This is a genomic window from Chitinophaga sp. NPDC101104 (genome assembly GCF_050277495.1).
GTDB lineage: Bacteria > Bacteroidota > Bacteroidia > Chitinophagales > Chitinophagaceae > Chitinophaga.
The window spans coordinates 2,573,845-2,590,952 of sequence record NZ_JBNNSF010000001.1 but is presented as its reverse complement, the minus strand read 5'-3'; the positions used below and the strand labels follow the sequence as shown (position 1 = coordinate 2,590,952).

The window sequence follows — 17,108 nt, the reverse complement described above, 5'->3', positions numbered from 1 at the left end:
TTAATTTTCTCAAAAATACGGAATATGGGTACTTTTGAGCCGTCAAATTCATGAATACTGCAATATTACTGATAGGTGGCAACATGGGAGACCGCTCCGCGAACCTGCAGGAAGCGGTGAAACTCCTGCAGGCGGAGGCTGGGACCGTAGTGCGCGAATCGGCGCTGTACGAAACCGCTGCCTGGGGAGGCGTTGCCCAGCCCGACTACCTGAACCAGGCCCTGGAGCTGCAAACCGGGCTCGACGCGCCCTCGCTGCTGCGCCTCATGCTCGACATCGAGCGCCGTATCGGCCGTGTGCGACGGTTGAAATGGGGGGCGCGGGTGATCGATATCGACATGCTGTTTTTCAACAACGATGTCATCACCCTGCCGCAACTGAAAGTACCGCATCCCCAGCTCCAGAACCGCCGTTTCGTGCTGGCGCCCCTGGCGGAGATCGCGGGGGATAAGGTGCACCCCATCCTGCAACTGACCGTTGCCGAGCTGCTGGCGGCCTGCCCGGACCCGCTGCCCGCCGTGAAACTCGCTACCGCGCCACATTAGCCCATGCAATACCCGTTCATTACCATAGAAGGGAACATCGGCTCGGGGAAAACGACCCTCGCGCACCAGCTCGCCGAGCATTACCGTGCGCGCCTGGTGCTGGAGGAGTTCGCAGACAACCCTTTCCTGCCCAAGTTTTACGCAGACCCCGCCCAGTACGCCTTTCCGCTGGAGCTGTTCTTCATGGCCGAACGGTACAAGCAATTGAAAGACATGATGGGGCCGGACCTTTTTTCGCCCCAGACCATCAGCGATTACCTTTTCATCAAAAGCCTGCTGTTCGCCAAGATGAACCTGGAGGCCGACGAGTTTTCGCTGTATCAAAAGCTGTTCGACATCATCAATCCCCAACTCCCCCAGCCCGATATCCTCATTTTCCTCAACGCGCCGGTAGACCAGTTGCAGCGCAACATCCGCAAGCGCGGGCGGCCGTACGAGCAGCAGATCAAAAACAGCTACCTGGAGCGGGTGCAGGAAATGTACATGCAGTTCCTCCGCCAGTATCCCATGCGTACGCTCATGGTAGATACGACGAAGATGGACTTCCTCCGGAGCCCCGAAGATTTCCGGGCGCTGACCGCTGCGCTGGGCAACAGCTATCCGCCGGGTATCCATTACCTGTAGGCGCCGGCGGACAACAATCCTCCCTTTTCCGTTGTTACTTGCTCATACCCTGCCCTATTTGGGCAGACGGGAAATAATCCATAGTTAGTGTTATCATAAGCAAAACAGGCAACCTGCATCTGCAGATTGCCTGTCATTTTTTGTGGCTACAGTGGTGATTATGCCGCTGTTACCAGGGGGTCTACGAACGATGTAAGCAGTCCGAAAGCCAGGGGGCCTGCCAGGGGCACATTAAGTGTGAACCCTTTTGTCAGGAAATATGCGCCTTTTACGAGGGTCAGAAGATTGGCCACGTAAGCACCGCCCTGGATGTTCTGCATGTCTTGTGCCTCGAGCGGCTCGCAGCCGAAGTAGGTGTTTTCCATAATAACAATGTGAGGTTAAGTAAATAAGGTTTGTTAATCAATTTACCCCTTATTATCCTGTTCATTTTATTCATTCCCCAAAACAGCTGTTCATTTTCATTCAGAAAATATTTTTTTGCCGGCTTATGGGGGGAAGGGCGATTTGTCCGTCATAATAGCAGCAAACAAAAAACTTTACAATATGAAAAAGCTGCTGACACTCTTCGCTTCGATGTTCATCATCACCGCCGCCAACGCCCAGGAAATCGAAACCCTGGCCGGCAAAACCTCCAAAGCCAAATCGTTCGGCGCATACGGCCACGGTTTTGGCACGATCTCCGCCCTGAATGGCGATTTTGCCGTGCTCACCGGCGCATACGGAGGCGTTTTCCTCAACAAAAAGTGGCTCCTCGGCGCCGGCGCCAAAAGCCTCGCCAACAACATCCGCGTAGAAGCGCCCGACCGGCCCGTCCTCAATTTCTGGTACACCGGCGCCGTAGTCGAATACGTGCACAACTCCGACAAGCTTTTCCATTGGTCGGCCGGCACCCTCATCGGCGGCGGCGGGGTTTCCGAACGCGAAAAATTCGATAAAGGCCGCGATCATGTTTATGGGTCCAGCGCCGTTGTAGTGGCCGAGCCCTTCGTTCAGCTGGAAATGAACGTCACCCATTACCTCCGCGTAGTGGCGGGCGGTTCGTACCGGAGGGTGTTCGGTGTGGGCGGTCTGCATACGACCGACGAGAAGCTCAGCGCCCCCGGGTTCTCCCTGGGCGTGAAAGCAGGCATTTTCTAACCGCCTGTCCTTTTTTCTCCCCCATCCATTGAACGTTTTACGCTAATTTTGGCCCGCCGGTCCCCACAAGGAGGCCGGCGTCCGCCATGTTCAAACCCTGCTCCAACTTGTTCCGTAACTGTCTCATCGCCCTGCTCCTCTGGCCCTGCTGCCTGATGGCGCAGCAACAACTCCAGCAAACCGTTTCCTTCCGGGCCGTTAACTGGCCGGTAGATTCCGTGCTGTCCAAAATCACCGCCCAATCGGGCCTCAGCTTTTCCTACGCCGGCAGGCCTTTCCGGGGCGACAGCCTCGTGAACCTCACCGTGCAGCGGAAACCCATCCGCCAGGTGCTCGACCAGCTCTTCCAGGGCCGCATCCGGTATTCGGTGGTAGACGGGCACATCATCCTCAACGCCGCCGAAGGCGCCAGGGAACGGTTTTACACCATCAGCGGCTACGTGCGCGACAAATACAACGGCAATCTGATCGTAAACGCCAGTATCTACGAACGTTCAGACCTCATGAGCGCCTTCACCAATACGGACGGCTATTTCCACCTGCGGCTGAAAGACAAAGGGAAGCAGCCTTCCGTCCAGATAACGGTCAGCAAGGAGTTTTATATCGATACGATGCTGTACGTCATGCCCGGCTTCGACCGGGAGATCTCCATCGCCATTTCGCCGGCCATGCCGGTAAAATTGCGGGAATTCACCGTGTCCGACAAAGTGGACAAAACCTGGCTGGGCAGCCGCCTGCTGAGCGAAACCCTTCGCCGGCAGACCCGCAATATCGGCAAGTTCTTCGCGGAAAAGCCGGTGCAATCGTCGCTCGTGCCCTCGCTCGGCTCCCACGGCAAGATGGCCGGCCAGGTGGTCAACAAATTCTCCCTCAACCTCGTTGGCGGTTATTCTGCGGGGCTCGACGGACTGGAAATCGCCGGGGGCTTCAATATCAACAAAGGCAATGCGCAATACGCGCAGGTGGCGGGCATTTTCAACCTCGTGGGCGGTTCGGTGCGCGGCGTGCAGGTGGCCGGCATCTTTAACCGCAACATGGAATTCGTGGAAGGCGCGCAGATAGGCGGCATCAGCAATATCGCCGACGGCTGGCTCATGGGCGCCCAGATTTCGGGGATCTTCAACCGCGCCATGGATTCCGTGAAAGGCATCCAGATCGCCGGCCTGCACAACAATATCATGGGCGACGTAACGGGTGCGCAGATCAGCGGGCTCATGAACCACAGCGGCGGGCACCTCAACGGGCTCCAGATCAGCGGCCTCATCAACCGCGTGCGCGGCAATTCCGAAGGCGCGCAGATCACGGGGCTCATCAATTACACCAAGGAAATGAAAGGCCTGCAGATCGCAGGGCTCATCAATCACGCCGCAGGCAAAATCGATCTCAAACATCCCATAAAAGATACGGCGGACCGGGATACCGGCGGCATCGCGCCCGGCATCCAGATTTCGGGGCTGTACAACCAGCATCATGGCAGCGGCCACGGCGTGCAGCTCACCGGCGGCTGGAACCATGCCCGCGATACGATGCGCGGCCTGCAACTCTCGTTCTTCGGCAACAGCGCCGGGTATAACCGCGGCGTGCAGTTCGGGCTGGTCAATATTGCCGACAGCTCCGACGGTGTGGCTTTCGGGCTGGTCACCATCGTGAAGAAAAAAGGGTATTACCGCCTGGAAGCGTTCTCCAGCGACCTGATGCCCGCCAACCTGCAATTCAAAAGCGGCCGGAAGGGCTTTTACTCCATCCTTTCCGGCGGCGCGCGCAACGGCATGCATTACCTGGGGCTGGGTTTCGGTGGTGAATGGAAATTGAAAGGAAGATTATCGATGAACACGGACGTGTCGCAACTGAACTTTTTCGATAATGGCTGGAAATCGCTCGCCCAGGCCTGGCGCGCCTCCCCTTCCCTCAGGGTGCGGCTGGGCAATTGGGTGACGGTATACGGCGGACCGGCGTTTACGTTCATGGACGATAACAAACTGATCGTAGACAAGCCATGGAAGGGATATCCCGGCTTTTCGTCGGCCGAAGGCCGCGCGGGATGGCTGGGCTGGCAGGCGGGGCTGAGCTTTTTCTAAAACCGTGCCCCTTCGAGCTGTGCGGCGATCCAGCCGCTCGTCCAGGCATGCTGGAAATTGAAGCCGCCGGTAATGCCGTCCACGTCCATCACTTCTCCCGCAAAATATAACCCCGGCACCACGCGGCTTTGCATGGTAAGCGGGTCTATTTCCGGCAGGCGGATGCCTCCGCAGGTCACGAATTCCTCCTTGAACGTCGTTTTCCCCGACACCGGGAACTCCATGGCCGTGAGCAGCCGGATGAGCCGGTTTTGCTCTCTGGCAGGGATTTCCGCCCATCGCGTGGATTCGGGGATACCGGCTTCCGCGAGCAAAAAGAGCCATAGCCGCGACGGCAGCCCGAACGGGTTGCGGGTGCCGGTCTGCTGTTTGCCCAGCTCCTGCCGCCATTGCGGCCACGCGTCGCGCAGGGCGTTTTCGTTCATATCCGGCAGCCAGTTGACGATCAGCGTGAATGTATATTGCTGCTCCTGCAGGTAGCGCGCGCCCCAGGCAGACAGCCGCAGCACGGCCGGGCCGCTCATCCCCCAATGGGTGATCAGTAACGGGCCTTTCTCCGCCAGTTTGCTGCCGGCGATGCGAACGGCGGCTTCGGGCACGGAAACGCCCATGAGGCCTGTGACCGGGTTGCCCGGCATGTTGAACGTGAAGAGCGACGGCGCGGGGGGCTCGATGGTATGGCCCAAAGCCGTCAGATAAGCGAATTTATCGGCCGACGCATACCCGCCCGCCGCGATGCAGACGTTCGGTGCCGTGATGGTAGCGCCGCCGGCGATAGTGATCTTCCATTCTCCGTTTACCCGTTCCAGTGACTGGGCCTCCGCATGCCGGCGGATTTGCACGCGATGGCGGTCGGCCTCCCGGAGCAGGCAGTCGATAATCGTCTGGGAATCGTCGGAATCGGGGAACATCCTTCCATCGGCTTCCGTTTTCAGCGTCACGCCCCGTTCGGCATACCAGCCGATCGTATCGGGGACGAAGAACCGGGAAAAGGATTTTTTCAGGAAATTGCCGCCGCGGGGATACCGCTTCACCAGCTCGGACACACTGTCCAGCGCATGCGTCACATTACAGCGGCCGCCGCCGGACACTTTCACTTTCGACAGCAGCTTGCCCGTTTTCTCCAACAGCACGATCTTTTTACCGGGATGCAGCCTCGCGGCGTTCACCGCGCAGAAAAATCCTGCCGCGCCGCCGCCGGTCACCACCAGGTCCGCCTTTTCCGATTGAGCATGTTCCATATTCATAATTTGCCGGTCTATCGGCGGCGAATTTCGCAATAAACCACCAAAAACGAAATGTTAAAAAAACGGGCGCCCGCCCTACTAATTATTCGTAATTGATTATCTTGGTACATTAAACGATCCGCAATCCATGCAACAAACATCCCTGAAAAAGCTCCGCAAGCTAATGGTAGCCGGTCTTCTCGGCCTTTGCTTCTGGGGCGCTTCGGGCTTCGCCAAACCCGACGACTGGACAGAACGCATCATTCAGGCTTTAGAAAAATTCATCAATAATTACCCGCAGGAAAAGGTGTATCTGCACCTGGACAAGGATTATTATGCCGCCGGTGAAACGATCTGGTTCTCGGGGTATGTGACCCTGAACGACCTTCCCGCCTACGGCGCCCGTAACCTCTACGCCGAGCTCCGCGACGCGAAAGGGGCCATCGTGCAGAAGGAGCTGCTGCTCGTCTACGACGGTGGCGCGGCAGGCGAATTCTCGCTACCGGAGAACACCAAGCCCGGTCTATACCAGCTCCGCGCCTACACCGCCTGGATGCTGAACTTCGATACCACTTTCATGTTCTTTAAAAATATCCAGGTGTTCGACCCCAAAACCGGCAAAGCCGGCGAAGCGGCCGCACCCAAAGAATATTCCGTTCAGTTCTTCCCCGAAGGCGGCGACCTCATCACCGACGTGAGCAGTGCCGTAGCTTTCAAAGCCATCGATGAAAACGGGTACCCTGCAAAAGTGGCCGGGGTTGTGAAAGACTCCAAAGGCGCCCAGGTAGCGGTCATCGAAACGCTGCACGACGGGATGGGGAGCTTCGAACTGAAACCCGCAGCGGGCGAAACCTATAAAGCGGTGGTCACCAATGCGGGCGGACAGCAAAAATCGTTCGACCTCCCCGCGGCCAAGCCTTCCGGCATTGCCCTGAAAGTTTATAACCGCGGTGCGCGGATCTTCTACCTGACCGGCTTCAACAAACTCGAAGCGTCACAGAATGAAATGCTTCTCATCGCACAGATGCATAACCAGGTGATTTACAAGGCCGACCTGAATGTGGCAGAAGGCAAAGTGAGCGGGCTCATCCCTGCTACCAACCTTCCTTCCGGCATCATGCAGCTGACCGTGTTCGACAACAAAGGCACGCCACTCAGCGAACGCATCGTATATGTGAAAGGGAAAACCGATTCGCTGGAGTTTTTTCTCGACCCCCAGGAGCTGAACAAGGGGCCCCGCCAACGTACGGAACTGGTGCTGCAGGTCCCCGATTCCATGCGCGGCCGCATTTCCGCATCGATCACCGATGCCGACCAGGTAGCCTACGATCCTTACGCCAACAACATCATGAGCCATACCTTCCTCACGTCCGATCTCAAAGGTTATGTGCACAATCCCTATTATTATTTCCGGGATACCAGCGCAAAAGCCGCCCAGGCGCTCGACCTGGTGATGATGACGAACGGGTGGCGCAGGTTCAGCTGGCAGGAAATCCTGCAGGATAAGTTCCCCACCATCAAATACCCCTACGAGCAGGGCGTTACCATTACCGGTAAAGCCATGACGCCCGCGCGGCAGCCTTTACAGGGCGGGAACGTCAATTTCCTCATCCGCATTCCGAGAGACAGTACGCAGAGCTTCCTCATGGCGCCGATCCAGCCGAACGGCACGTTCGCGCTCAACAACCTCGTTTTCGGCGATACGGCCCTCTTCTATTTCCAGGGCCAGCGGGATACCAAGCAAAACCGCGAAGTGGTGGTGGAATTCGACCGGCATTTCTTCGATGTGTACGCGCCGGTTAAAACGCCCATTCCATTGCTGCCGCCGCCGCCGATGGATAACCGTATCCTGAAAAATTACCTCGCCACCGTGATGGAAGGCAACAGCGTAAACCGGATGATCACCAACCGGACGATCCAGCTGAAAACGGTGGATGTAAACGCCAAAAAGCCCACGGCAGAACAAACCACTTCGTCGCGCTACGCGAGCGGGATGTTCAGCAGCGACAACGGTTATACCTTCGACCTGACCAACGAAACGCCCACGAATTTCAACGTGTTCCAATACCTCCAGGCCCGCGTGCCCGGTTTACAGATCCAGGGAGACATGAGCAACCCGAGCCTCAGCTGGCGCGGCGGCGCTCCCGGCGTCTTCCTCGACCAGATGCCGGTGGATGTGGGTACGGTGGCCAATATTCCCATGGCCGATGTGGCGCTCATCAAGGTGTTCCGGCCCCCGTTCATGGGTGGTTTCGGCGGCGCCAACGGTGCCATCGCCATCTGGACGCGCAAGGGCGGCGATTCCCGTCCCGACCCGAACGCCAAAAAACTGGAGCTCCTGAAGAAAGGCGGTTACCGCATCATCAAGGAATTCTACAACCCGGACTACTCCGTGAAAAAAGCCCAGCACGAGCTGCCCGACAAGCGCCTCACGCTCTACTGGAACCCGAACCTGGTGGTAGATACCATCAGCCATACGGCCCGGATGATCTTCTATAACAACGACCAGACGAAGAATTTCCGCGTGGTTGTTGAGTCGATGGACCAATTCGGCCGCGTTGGCAGGGTGGAGAAAAACTTCTGACAATTACAAGGGTTTCCGGCAGACGGCCGGGAACATTCGGGAAAGCAATACATGGCCCCGGCGGAATGCCAGGGCTTTTTTTTATGCAGCCGGCATCGGTTGCCAATAAAGAACATCCCGGAGGAGGCGCGCCGCCGTGCACGCGGAGCGGACGGCACCGGTTGCCAATAAAAAAGCCTCCCGGGACGGGAGGCTCTTCTCTGTTCACGCAGAAAGGATCGCATAATGAAAAATCAGGTTAATCTTTCAGTTTGTTGAGGTAGTAGCTCAACTTGTACAGCAGCTCGTCTTGCAGCCCGGCGCGAAGCTTGGCTTCGTCTTCGGTGATACCGAGGCGGCGGAGGCGCTGATAATATACATAGGAGCCGCCGATCAGTTCCAGGCATTCCTGGATCTTGGTTTTCACTTCGGCTTCCTTGGCTTTCTTTTCGAATTCCTTTTTGGACAGGATCTTGTCTACGAAATAGAACGGGTCCTTGTCTTCCGCCCACTTGCCGTTTTCCTGGTGTTGCGGTTTATATACCTCCAGGTAAACGTTGTCCAGTTTCAGCGGTTCCCCGAATTCGGCTTTGATGTCGATCACGAGGGGTTTTGCGCTGGCGGGATTGGTGAGGCGTTTCTTGATGGCGTTGCTGATCTGCGTGCCGAGCTCGCCGCTGGCCATGAGGAGCTGGTTGAGCTCGGAGAACTCCAGTCCGATGGTGATGCGGGTGTACCGGCTGCCTGATTTCTGTTTTCCGAAGAGGCTCGGGGTGGTTTTATCGTCGAACACGATGTCTTCCACGAGCACTTTGGAGATCGTCTTATAATTGGGCTTGTACCCTTCTTCCGCGGGCGACAGTCTTTTGCGGGCTGCGGGGCGGGTGGTTTCCTGGCGGTGGATGTGCTGGATGAAGTCGTCCACGAACCGGAGCTGGTACTTTTTCAGTTTGGCGTACAGTTCATGATTGCTGTAATTGCTGATTTTGGACAGCACGATGAGGTCTTCCCAACTATTGTGCGTCTGAACCTGCTGGAGCTCGTCGAGGATATCCTGGGCGGGCATGTTGCGGCGGTACAGCAGTTCGCCGATGAGGAACACAGCGTAATCGTGGGCGGGGTAGCCGAGCTCCGGCAGTACGTCGAACGGACTGCGTTTTTGTTCCATCGCCTGGTTGAGCTGATCGAGATCGCTCATGACGGGTGACAGTAAATATTTCCTTGCGGCGGTGCGCAGTTTCCGGGATACGTAATCCAGCAGCTGGTCGTTAACCGTGCCGTGGTTCACAAAATCATGCAGAATCTGCACGAATCTTTTGGAAACGGGCAGGCCGAATTGGGTGAGGATGTCGCTCTCCAGGTCGTGAACGGTGCCGGTGCCTTTAGGTGCCGCCTGTTCCTTCGGCTGTTTGTCTAGCTTCCGGTAGTTCTGGTAATACTCCTGCAATTTCAATTTTAGCTGATCCATATGCATATTGTGTTGTGTTTCAGTCTGATATATAATTATTCCTTCATTCATAAAAACAAAAAGCCCAGCACTTCGCATGCTGGGCTAGTAAGTTTTCGGGTGAATTGCGAGCAGCAAATATACGCCAATTTTTGTGGAAATCGTGGGGATAAACCCATCTTATCGGGTTCCTGATTTGTCTTATATGTTAGGGTATTCGGGATCAAGGGATTAGAATTGTATGATCGAAAACAAAATTTGTTAAAGATTTCCGCGAAAATGTTTGGAAGTTAGAAGGGAAAATTATTACCTTTGCACTCCGCAAAACAAACAACACGGTGGTTGTAGCTCAGTTGGTTAGAGCATCAGATTGTGGTTCTGAGGGTCGGGGGTTCGAGACCCCTCATCCACCCGAAAAAAAGGTCTCCCGAAACGGAGGCCTTTTTTTATTTGCACAACTCCCGAATTAAAAAGGAAATGGTTATGCTGTATCTTATTCCATTACTGACTGCTTTCACCGGCTGGTTCGTGAACCGCGCGGCCCTCTGGCTCCTTTTCCGCCCCGCGAAACCCCTGAACCTGGGCCTCTTCACCCTCCAGGGCGCTTTCCCGAAACGCCAGCAACAGATCGCCCAGGCCGTCGGCAACGCCGTTTCGCAGTTCGTTTCCTTCGACGATATCCGCAACAAGCTCACCGACCCGGAAAAGATCAGCGCACTCAAACCCGTAGTCGAAGAACATCTCGACCACTTCCTCCGCAACAAGCTGCCGCAAGCCATGCCCATGATCTCCATGTTCATCGGCGACAGCACCATCAACCAGATCAAAACCACCCTCGCCGCCGAGCTCGACCTCCTCTTCCCCAAGCTCATCGGCCAGTTCCTCGATAAAGCGCAGGCAGACCTCGACCTTTCCGCCATCGTCTCCCACAAGATCGCCGGCATCGCCAGCGAAAAAGTGGAAGCCGGCCTCCGCGAAAGAATGGGTGGCGCCTTTACTGCCATGGGGCTCCTGGGCGCAGGGATCGGGCTCGTTATCGGCCTCCTCCAGCTCTGGATCGCAATGGCCGCCTAAGGCATTCCCTACCGTCAAACACACGGACCTTCCGCACAGCGTCGCTGCGGTTCCTCCGATTCCCATACGGAATCCGTACGAAAGCACCGCTATTTCTATACTGTCCGGGGACCGGACCGGCGAAACCGTCACCCTTCCCGAAAATCCATCCTTCGGCCAACCGTTTTATCCGGCTTAATGACCGTTGTTCCCTTATTCGTGTAAACTTTACACACCCGTGCATGTCCATTTCAAAAAGAGCGTCTAATTTCCAGCTAATCAAGACATCAATGCTTCCAATGAAAAAAGTATACGTCCTCCTCGCAGGTCTGTTCCTTTTCCAGCTTCAATCCATTGCCCAGGCCCCTCCCGCCGGCGGTCGCCCCGCAGGCCCAGGCGGCCAGCAACGACCCGGCGGCCAGGCACCCGCCATCGGCCAGATTTACGGCAAACTGATAGACGCCAAAACGAAACAACCCGTCGAATATGCATCCGTGGCGCTCCTCCGCCAGCGCGACTCCTCCGTTGTTACCGGCATGCTCAGCAAAGGCAACGGCGATTTCAGCCTGGACAACCTCGCCTTCGGCCCATACATCATCCGCGTCAATTTCATGGGATACACCACCCTTTTCAAAAAGGTGACCGTTACCCCGCAAACCATGGCGCAGGACCTGGGGAACATCCGCCTCGAGCCAAATGTAAAAGCCCTCAGCGAAGTGGAAGTAACCGGCCAGCGGTCGGCCTTCCAGATGGCGATCGATAAAAAAGTGTTCAACGTAGACCGAAACCTCACTTCCGTGGGCGGAACGGCCACCGACGTGCTGAAAAGCGTGCCCTCCGTTAACGTGGATATCGACGGGAACGTGCAGGTCCGCAACGCTTCGCCCAATATTTTCGTGGACGGAAAGCCCAGCACCCTCACCCTCGACCAGATCCCGGCAGACGCCATCGAGAGCGTGGAACTGATCACCAACCCCTCTGCCCGGTACGACGCGGAAGGCATGAGCGGCATCATCAACATCGTCCTCAAAAAGAACAAGAAGGCCGGCTTTAACGGCCAGATCCAGGGCGGCATCGGCACGAACGACAAATACAACCTCGGCGGCAACATCGCCGCGCGCCAGGGCAAATGGAACGTATCCGCCAACTACAACCTGAACATGAACCGCAACTGGGGAGAAGGCATTACCGAGCGCGAAAACTTTGCTACCGCCACTACGCCGCAAAGCTTCATTAACCAGACGTCCGACAGCTACGGCGGCGGCAAATTCCAGTTCGGCCGCATCGGCGTTGACTATTTCCTCGACAACCGCAATACGGTGTCGCTCTCCCAGAACATCGTGGGCGGATCGTTCAAAAACCACGACGAGCTCGGCAGCCAGTATCTCAACGAAAACAAGGGATTGACGAGCCGCAACAACCGTATTACCGACAGCAAGTTCGGCTTCAACAACTACACGACCACGCTCGGTTTCAAGCACCTCTTCGCTGAGCCCAACAAGGAACTCACGGCCGATGTGTCAATGAACAAAAGCAAGAACGACCGCAGCGGCGGATTCGCCACCTATCCGCAAAACCTTGCGGGAGAACCGGCGGGCGATCCTTACATACAGTCGAACAGCGGAAATGGCAAAACCGACTTCTACTCCTTCCAGGCCGATTACGTAGACCCGATGGGAAAGACCGGCAAGTTCGAAACCGGCGTGAAGGGGACTTTCCGCAACTATACAAGCATTTACGACGTATTCGAGAACGGGCAGCATGCAGATGCCCTTTCCAACGACTACAAATACAAGGAGCAGATTTACGGCGCGTACGTGAACTATTCCAATACCGTTAAAAACTTCGGCTACCAGCTGGGCTTGCGTGCGGAACAATACGTGTACTCCGGCGAGATCCCGAACGAGAACAAAGTGTTCAAGCCCACCAAAGCTGTTCCCGGCCTGTTCCCCAGCGCGTATTTCTCCTACAAGCTGCCGAAAGAGCAGGAACTGCAGTTGAATTATTCCCGCCGGGTGAACCGCCCGAACTTCTTCCAGCTCGTGCCTTACCGCGACTTCAGCGACCCGCTGAACCACCGCGAAGGCAACCCCAACCTGAAGCCCGAATACACCAATTCGCTGGAATTCAGCTACATGAAGCAATGGAAGAACCATAACGTCCTCGGTTCGCTGTACTATCGCAATACCAATAACCTCATCAGCACCCTCAATACCCCGATCTCGGCCGGTAACGACACGCTGCTGACCACTTTCGTGAATGCGAACAAGAACTTCAGCTACGGCGCGGAAATAACCGTGAAGAACCAGATCGTGAAGGGATGGGATATTACCACCAACGTGAACCTGTACCAAACGGAACTGCAGGTCCACAATGACAAGGAATCCTATACCAACCGTGGTTTCAGCTGGCTGGCGAAGATCAATTCCGAGACCAAGCTGCCGTATAATTTCACGTTCCAGGTAACGGCCAACTACCAGGCCCCCGCGATCACGATCCCGCAGGGAAGTGGCGGTGGCGGCGGCGGCGGCGGACGTGGCGGCGGTGGCCCCATGGGCATGATCCCCACTTCCGCACAGGGCACCATCAAAGGCCTCAGCGCGGTAGACCTGGCGCTTAAAAAGGACTTCCTGAAGAACAGGGCGGCGTCCGTTACGCTGGCGCTCAGCGACGTGTTCAACACCCGCCAGTTCGAGCTCGACCAGTCGTCGATGTTCTTCTCGCAATACATGCTGCGCAAGCGCGAATCCCGCATCCTGCGCCTCAACTTCTCCTACCGTTTCGGCAAAATGGACGCCAACCTGTTCAAACGCCGCAACAACCGCTCCAGCGCGGAAGGTATGCAGATGGAAGGCGGTCAGGGAGGGTTCTGATCCCGACGCTACAACAATCTGATAAACATGAAGAAGCCGTCCCTTTGCGGGGCGGCCTTCTTTTTGGGGCATGAAAAAAGGCTGACGCTCCCGGGAGATAGTCAGCCTTTTTCGTGAATTCCTTTACGGCTCAACTGTTTTTGCCGGCCAGCATGGGCACGAAGGAGAAATTGTCGAAAATCTCTTCCTCGAACTGGTCTTCCGCCACTTTGGTGATGCGCAACATCCGCTGCACGTCGCCGCCGCCGACGGGGATCACCATTTTGCCGCCGATCTTGAGCTGTTTGAGCAGTTTTTCGGGGATTTGCGGAGCCGCCGCCGTTACAAGCACTTTGTCGAACGGGGCATAGGTGGGCAACCCTTCATATCCGTCCCCATAAAAAAACCGGAGGGTGGGATATTTTGATTTGAAGGGAAATGATTTCACCAGGTCGAACAGTTTTTTCTGCCGCTCGATGGTGTAGACGTTCGCTTTCAGTTCTCCCAGCACACAGGCCTGGTAGGCGCTTCCGGTGCCGATCTCGAGGATCTTCTCAAAGGGTTTTACTTCCAGGAGTTGCGACTGGTAAGCCACCGTGTAGGGCTGCGAGATCGTTTGCCCTTCCCCGATCGGGAATGCCCTGTCTTCATACGCGATCCCTTCGAACGCGGTGTCCAGGAAATAATGCCGGGGGATGTTGTTGATGGCTGCCAGTACGTTCTCGTCCGTAATACCTTTCTTTCTGATGTTGTCAACCAATTGTCTGCGTAGTCCTTTTTGTTTGTAGTTGTCTTCGTACCGCCTCATATTACCGCAAAAATAACCATTACCCCCGTAATTCCCTTTTTCTCCTTATTTTACAGTCCGTTTTTAGTCAATAAGCCCTCAAAAGTTAATTCACACATGGACGCAAACATTCTCAGCAAGGCAGAACAGTGGCTTCACGGAGGCTATGATGCTGACACCGTATCGACTGTTGAAAAACTCATCAAGGAAAACCCGGACGAGATCACCGACGCATTTTACCGTAACCTGGAATTCGGCACCGGCGGCCTCCGCGGCATCATGGGCGTAGGCACCAACCGCATGAACAAGTACACCGTGGGCATGGCCACCCAGGGCTTCGCCAATTACCTGAACCAGTCTTTCCCCGAAGGCGTGAAAATCGCCATCGCGCACGACAGCCGCAACAATAGCCGCTTTTTCGCGGAAGTGGCGGCCAACGTCATGGCGGCCAACGGGATCAAGGTATATCTCTTCGAAAGCCTCCGGCCCACCCCCGAGCTTTCGTTCGCCATCCGCCACCTGGGCTGCCAGGGCGGCATCGTACTTACCGCTTCCCACAACCCGCGGGAATACAATGGGTATAAAGCTTATTGGAACGACGGCGCCCAACTGGTACCGCCCCACGATAAAAACGTGATCACCGAAGTGGAAAAAATCTCCGGCATCGGAGAAGTGAAATGGACAGGCTGGGAACAGAACATCACGCTCATCGGCAAAGAGATCGACGAAGCGTACCTCGACATGCTCAAAAGCCTCAGCGTATATCCTGAAATAGTGGCCAAACAGCACGATCTCAAGATCGTCTACACGCCCATCCACGGCACCGGCATCACCCTCGTGCCCGAGATCCTCCAGCGCTTCGGGTTCACCAATGTCCATATCGTGGAAGAACAGGCCAAGCCCGATGGTAATTTCCCCACGGTCGTTTATCCCAATCCGGAAGAATCGGAAGCCATGAGCATCGGCCTGAAAAAAGCCGCCGCCATCGATGCCGACATCCTGCTGGGCACCGACCCCGATTCCGACCGCGTCGGCATCGCCGTCAAAGACCACACCGGCAAATGGATCCTGCTCAACGGCAACCAGACGGCCGTGCTGCTCTTCAATTACATCGTGGAAGCGCGCAAACGTAAAGGCCTGTCCAAACCCAACGACTACATCTGCAAAACCATCGTTACATCTGACCTGATCGATGTATTCGCCGCCAGCAACCAGATCAACTGCTATAATACCCTCACCGGCTTCAAATGGATCGCCGACCTCATCCGCAGAAAGGAAGGCTCGGAAAATTTCGTGTGCGGCGGTGAGGAATCGTACGGCTATATGATCGGCGACAACGTGCGCGACAAAGACGCCATCGCTTCCGTGGCCATGATCTGCGAAATGGCGGCCTATGCGAAGAACGAAGGCCGTTCGCTGTACGAACAGCTCATCGATATCTACCTCCGTTACGGATTTTACAAGGAATCGCTCATCAGCATCACCAAAAAAGGGATGAAAGGCGCCGAAGAAATTGCCGCCATGATGACGCGTTACCGCGAAAATCCGCCGGCCGTGATCAACGGTTCCAAAGTGGTGAAGATTTTCGACTACCAGCTGCAACACGTGACCACGCTGGCTTCCGGCGAAAAAACACCGCTCGACCTGCCGAAGTCCAATGTACTGCAATTCCTCCTGGAAGACGGCAGCCGCATTTCGGCACGCCCTTCCGGAACGGAGCCGAAAATCAAATTCTATTTCAGCGTGCATGAATCGCTGGACAGCGTTGCCGACCTGGAAAGAGTAGAACAGGCCCTCGACGCGAAGGTGACCCATATCATTAACGACATGCAATTGTAATGCGCCTCCAGGTCGTATCGATACACCTGACCCTGACATTATTGTATAGCTCGGTATCCGCACAGGAGGCCAGCCGCCTGGGATTCTTCGAACGGCCCGACACAACCGTTCCGGCCCGGATGCTAGCCCTCAGCGCGGGTACCGTTGCTGTATCTGCGGGCTCCATGCTGGTACTGAACGAGTATTGGTACAAAGGGTTCCCGCGGCGGCAGTTCCATTTCTATAACGACGCCGGCGAATGGCTCCAGATGGACAAAGCCGGCCACGTTTTCACCACTTACTTCTTTGCCAAATATAGCCGTGAGCTCTGGCGCTGGACCGGCCTGCCGCGCAAAAAGCAGATCTGGTACGGAGGCCTCAGCGGGCTGGCCTACCAATCGGTGATCGAGGTGCTGGACGGGGGCTCCACGAAATGGGGGTTTTCGTGGTCAGACATGGCCGCCAATACGCTCGGCGCCGCGGCAATGGTCAGCCAGGAATTGTTGTGGAACGAACAGCGCGTGCAGCTGAAGTTTTCCTGGTCGCCCAATCGCTATCCCGACCCCGTGCTGCAACGGCGCGCCAATGATATTTACGGCGTGAATTTGCTGGAAAGGATGTTGAAGGATTACAACGGACAAACCTATTGGGCGTCGGTGAACCTGTCGCGCTTTTTCCCGGGGTCGCGCTTGCCGGAATGGCTCAATATTTCGTTCGGGTACGGTGCAGACGGGCTGTACGACGCGTACGAAAATGTGTGGGACGTGGCGGAAGGGCACCCCGCCGATTATTCCCACATCCGGCGGGTGCGCCAGTTTTATCTTTCGGCCGACATCGACCTCACGCGCATCCCTACACGGCGCAAAGGCATCAAAGTGCTGTTGCAGGCGCTCAATATGATCAAAATACCCGCACCTGCGCTGGAGCTCACCAGTGCCGGGAGGTTCAGGGCGCATGCCATACAATTCTAATGCT

Annotated in this window: 13 protein-coding genes and 1 tRNA gene; 10 read left to right on the top strand and 4 right to left on the bottom strand. The window is 56.1% G+C overall.

What is annotated here, in order from left to right; all coding sequences use genetic code 11:
- Positions 1-50: 50 nt before the first annotated feature.
- Positions 51-545 (top strand): 2-amino-4-hydroxy-6-hydroxymethyldihydropteridine diphosphokinase, encoded by a 495-nt coding sequence (gene folK / locus ACQKLP_RS10290; protein ID WP_427322589.1) that lies wholly within the window; start codon positions 51-53, stop codon positions 543-545.
- A gap of 3 nt (positions 546-548) precedes the next feature.
- A complete protein-coding gene (locus ACQKLP_RS10285) occupies positions 549-1,169 on the top strand; it encodes a deoxynucleoside kinase (RefSeq protein WP_427322587.1) in 621 nt (206 codons plus the stop codon).
- A gap of 158 nt (positions 1,170-1,327) precedes the next feature.
- Here ACQKLP_RS10285 and ACQKLP_RS10280 read toward each other — a convergent pair whose 3' ends face one another.
- On the bottom strand, positions 1,328-1,534 hold the full coding sequence (locus ACQKLP_RS10280) for a hypothetical protein (RefSeq protein WP_341838964.1): 207 nt from the start codon (positions 1,532-1,534) through the stop codon (positions 1,328-1,330).
- A gap of 181 nt (positions 1,535-1,715) precedes the next feature.
- Here ACQKLP_RS10280 and ACQKLP_RS10275 point away from each other — a divergent pair, with 181 nt between their 5' ends.
- Both ACQKLP_RS10275 and ACQKLP_RS10270 read left to right on the top strand, forming a co-directional pair.
- A complete protein-coding gene (locus ACQKLP_RS10275) occupies positions 1,716-2,309 on the top strand; it encodes a hypothetical protein (RefSeq protein ID WP_427322584.1) in 594 nt (197 codons plus the stop codon).
- A 107-nt stretch (positions 2,310-2,416) separates the two neighbouring features.
- Entirely contained in the window at positions 2,417-4,387 is a 1,971-nt protein-coding gene (locus ACQKLP_RS10270; protein ID WP_427322582.1) for an STN and carboxypeptidase regulatory-like domain-containing protein, read from the top strand.
- On the opposite strand, the gene ACQKLP_RS10265 is transcribed toward ACQKLP_RS10270, so the two are convergent.
- A complete protein-coding gene (locus ACQKLP_RS10265; RefSeq protein WP_427322580.1) occupies positions 4,384-5,628 on the bottom strand; it encodes an NAD(P)/FAD-dependent oxidoreductase in 1,245 nt (414 codons plus the stop codon). The genes ACQKLP_RS10270 and ACQKLP_RS10265 overlap by 4 nt on opposite strands.
- 133 nt (positions 5,629-5,761) lie before the next feature.
- Here ACQKLP_RS10265 and ACQKLP_RS10260 point away from each other — a divergent pair, with 133 nt between their 5' ends.
- Positions 5,762-8,197, top strand: a complete 2,436-nt coding sequence (locus ACQKLP_RS10260; protein WP_427322578.1) for an MG2 domain-containing protein — start codon at positions 5,762-5,764, stop codon at positions 8,195-8,197.
- Between the two features lie 238 nt (positions 8,198-8,435).
- Here the strand turns inward: ACQKLP_RS10260 and ACQKLP_RS10255 are convergent, their stop codons facing one another.
- On the bottom strand, positions 8,436-9,644 hold the full coding sequence (locus ACQKLP_RS10255; protein ID WP_427322576.1) for a hypothetical protein: 1,209 nt from the start codon (positions 9,642-9,644) through the stop codon (positions 8,436-8,438).
- A 317-nt stretch (positions 9,645-9,961) separates the two neighbouring features.
- On the opposite strand from ACQKLP_RS10255, the gene ACQKLP_RS10250 reads away from it, so the two are divergent.
- The 3 genes from ACQKLP_RS10250 (at position 9,962) to ACQKLP_RS10240 (ending at position 13,549) form a co-directional block, all read left to right on the top strand.
- Positions 9,962-10,035: transfer RNA gene (locus ACQKLP_RS10250), tRNA-His, on the top strand.
- Positions 10,036-10,106: 71 nt separating this feature from the next.
- Positions 10,107-10,697: a DUF445 domain-containing protein gene (locus tag ACQKLP_RS10245; protein WP_427322574.1), complete on the top strand. Its 591-nt coding sequence runs from the start codon at positions 10,107-10,109 to the stop codon at positions 10,695-10,697.
- Positions 10,698-10,975: 278 nt separating this feature from the next.
- On the top strand, positions 10,976-13,549 hold the full coding sequence (locus ACQKLP_RS10240) for a TonB-dependent receptor domain-containing protein (protein WP_427322572.1): 2,574 nt from the start codon (positions 10,976-10,978) through the stop codon (positions 13,547-13,549).
- A 130-nt stretch (positions 13,550-13,679) separates the two neighbouring features.
- Here ACQKLP_RS10240 and ACQKLP_RS10235 read toward each other — a convergent pair whose 3' ends face one another.
- Positions 13,680-14,336 (bottom strand): protein-L-isoaspartate(D-aspartate) O-methyltransferase, encoded by a 657-nt coding sequence (locus tag ACQKLP_RS10235; protein ID WP_341838956.1) that lies wholly within the window; start codon positions 14,334-14,336, stop codon positions 13,680-13,682.
- Positions 14,337-14,432: 96 nt separating this feature from the next.
- Between ACQKLP_RS10235 and ACQKLP_RS10230 the strand changes: the two genes are divergently transcribed.
- Complete coding sequence (locus tag ACQKLP_RS10230; protein WP_427322570.1) at positions 14,433-16,154, top strand: phospho-sugar mutase; 1,722 nt, start codon at positions 14,433-14,435, stop codon at positions 16,152-16,154.
- Positions 16,154-17,104, top strand: coding sequence for a DUF2279 domain-containing protein (locus ACQKLP_RS10225; protein ID WP_427322568.1), 951 nt, complete (start codon positions 16,154-16,156; stop codon positions 17,102-17,104). Before ACQKLP_RS10230 ends, ACQKLP_RS10225 begins: the two co-directional genes overlap by 1 nt.
- Positions 17,105-17,108: the final 4 nt, after the last annotated feature.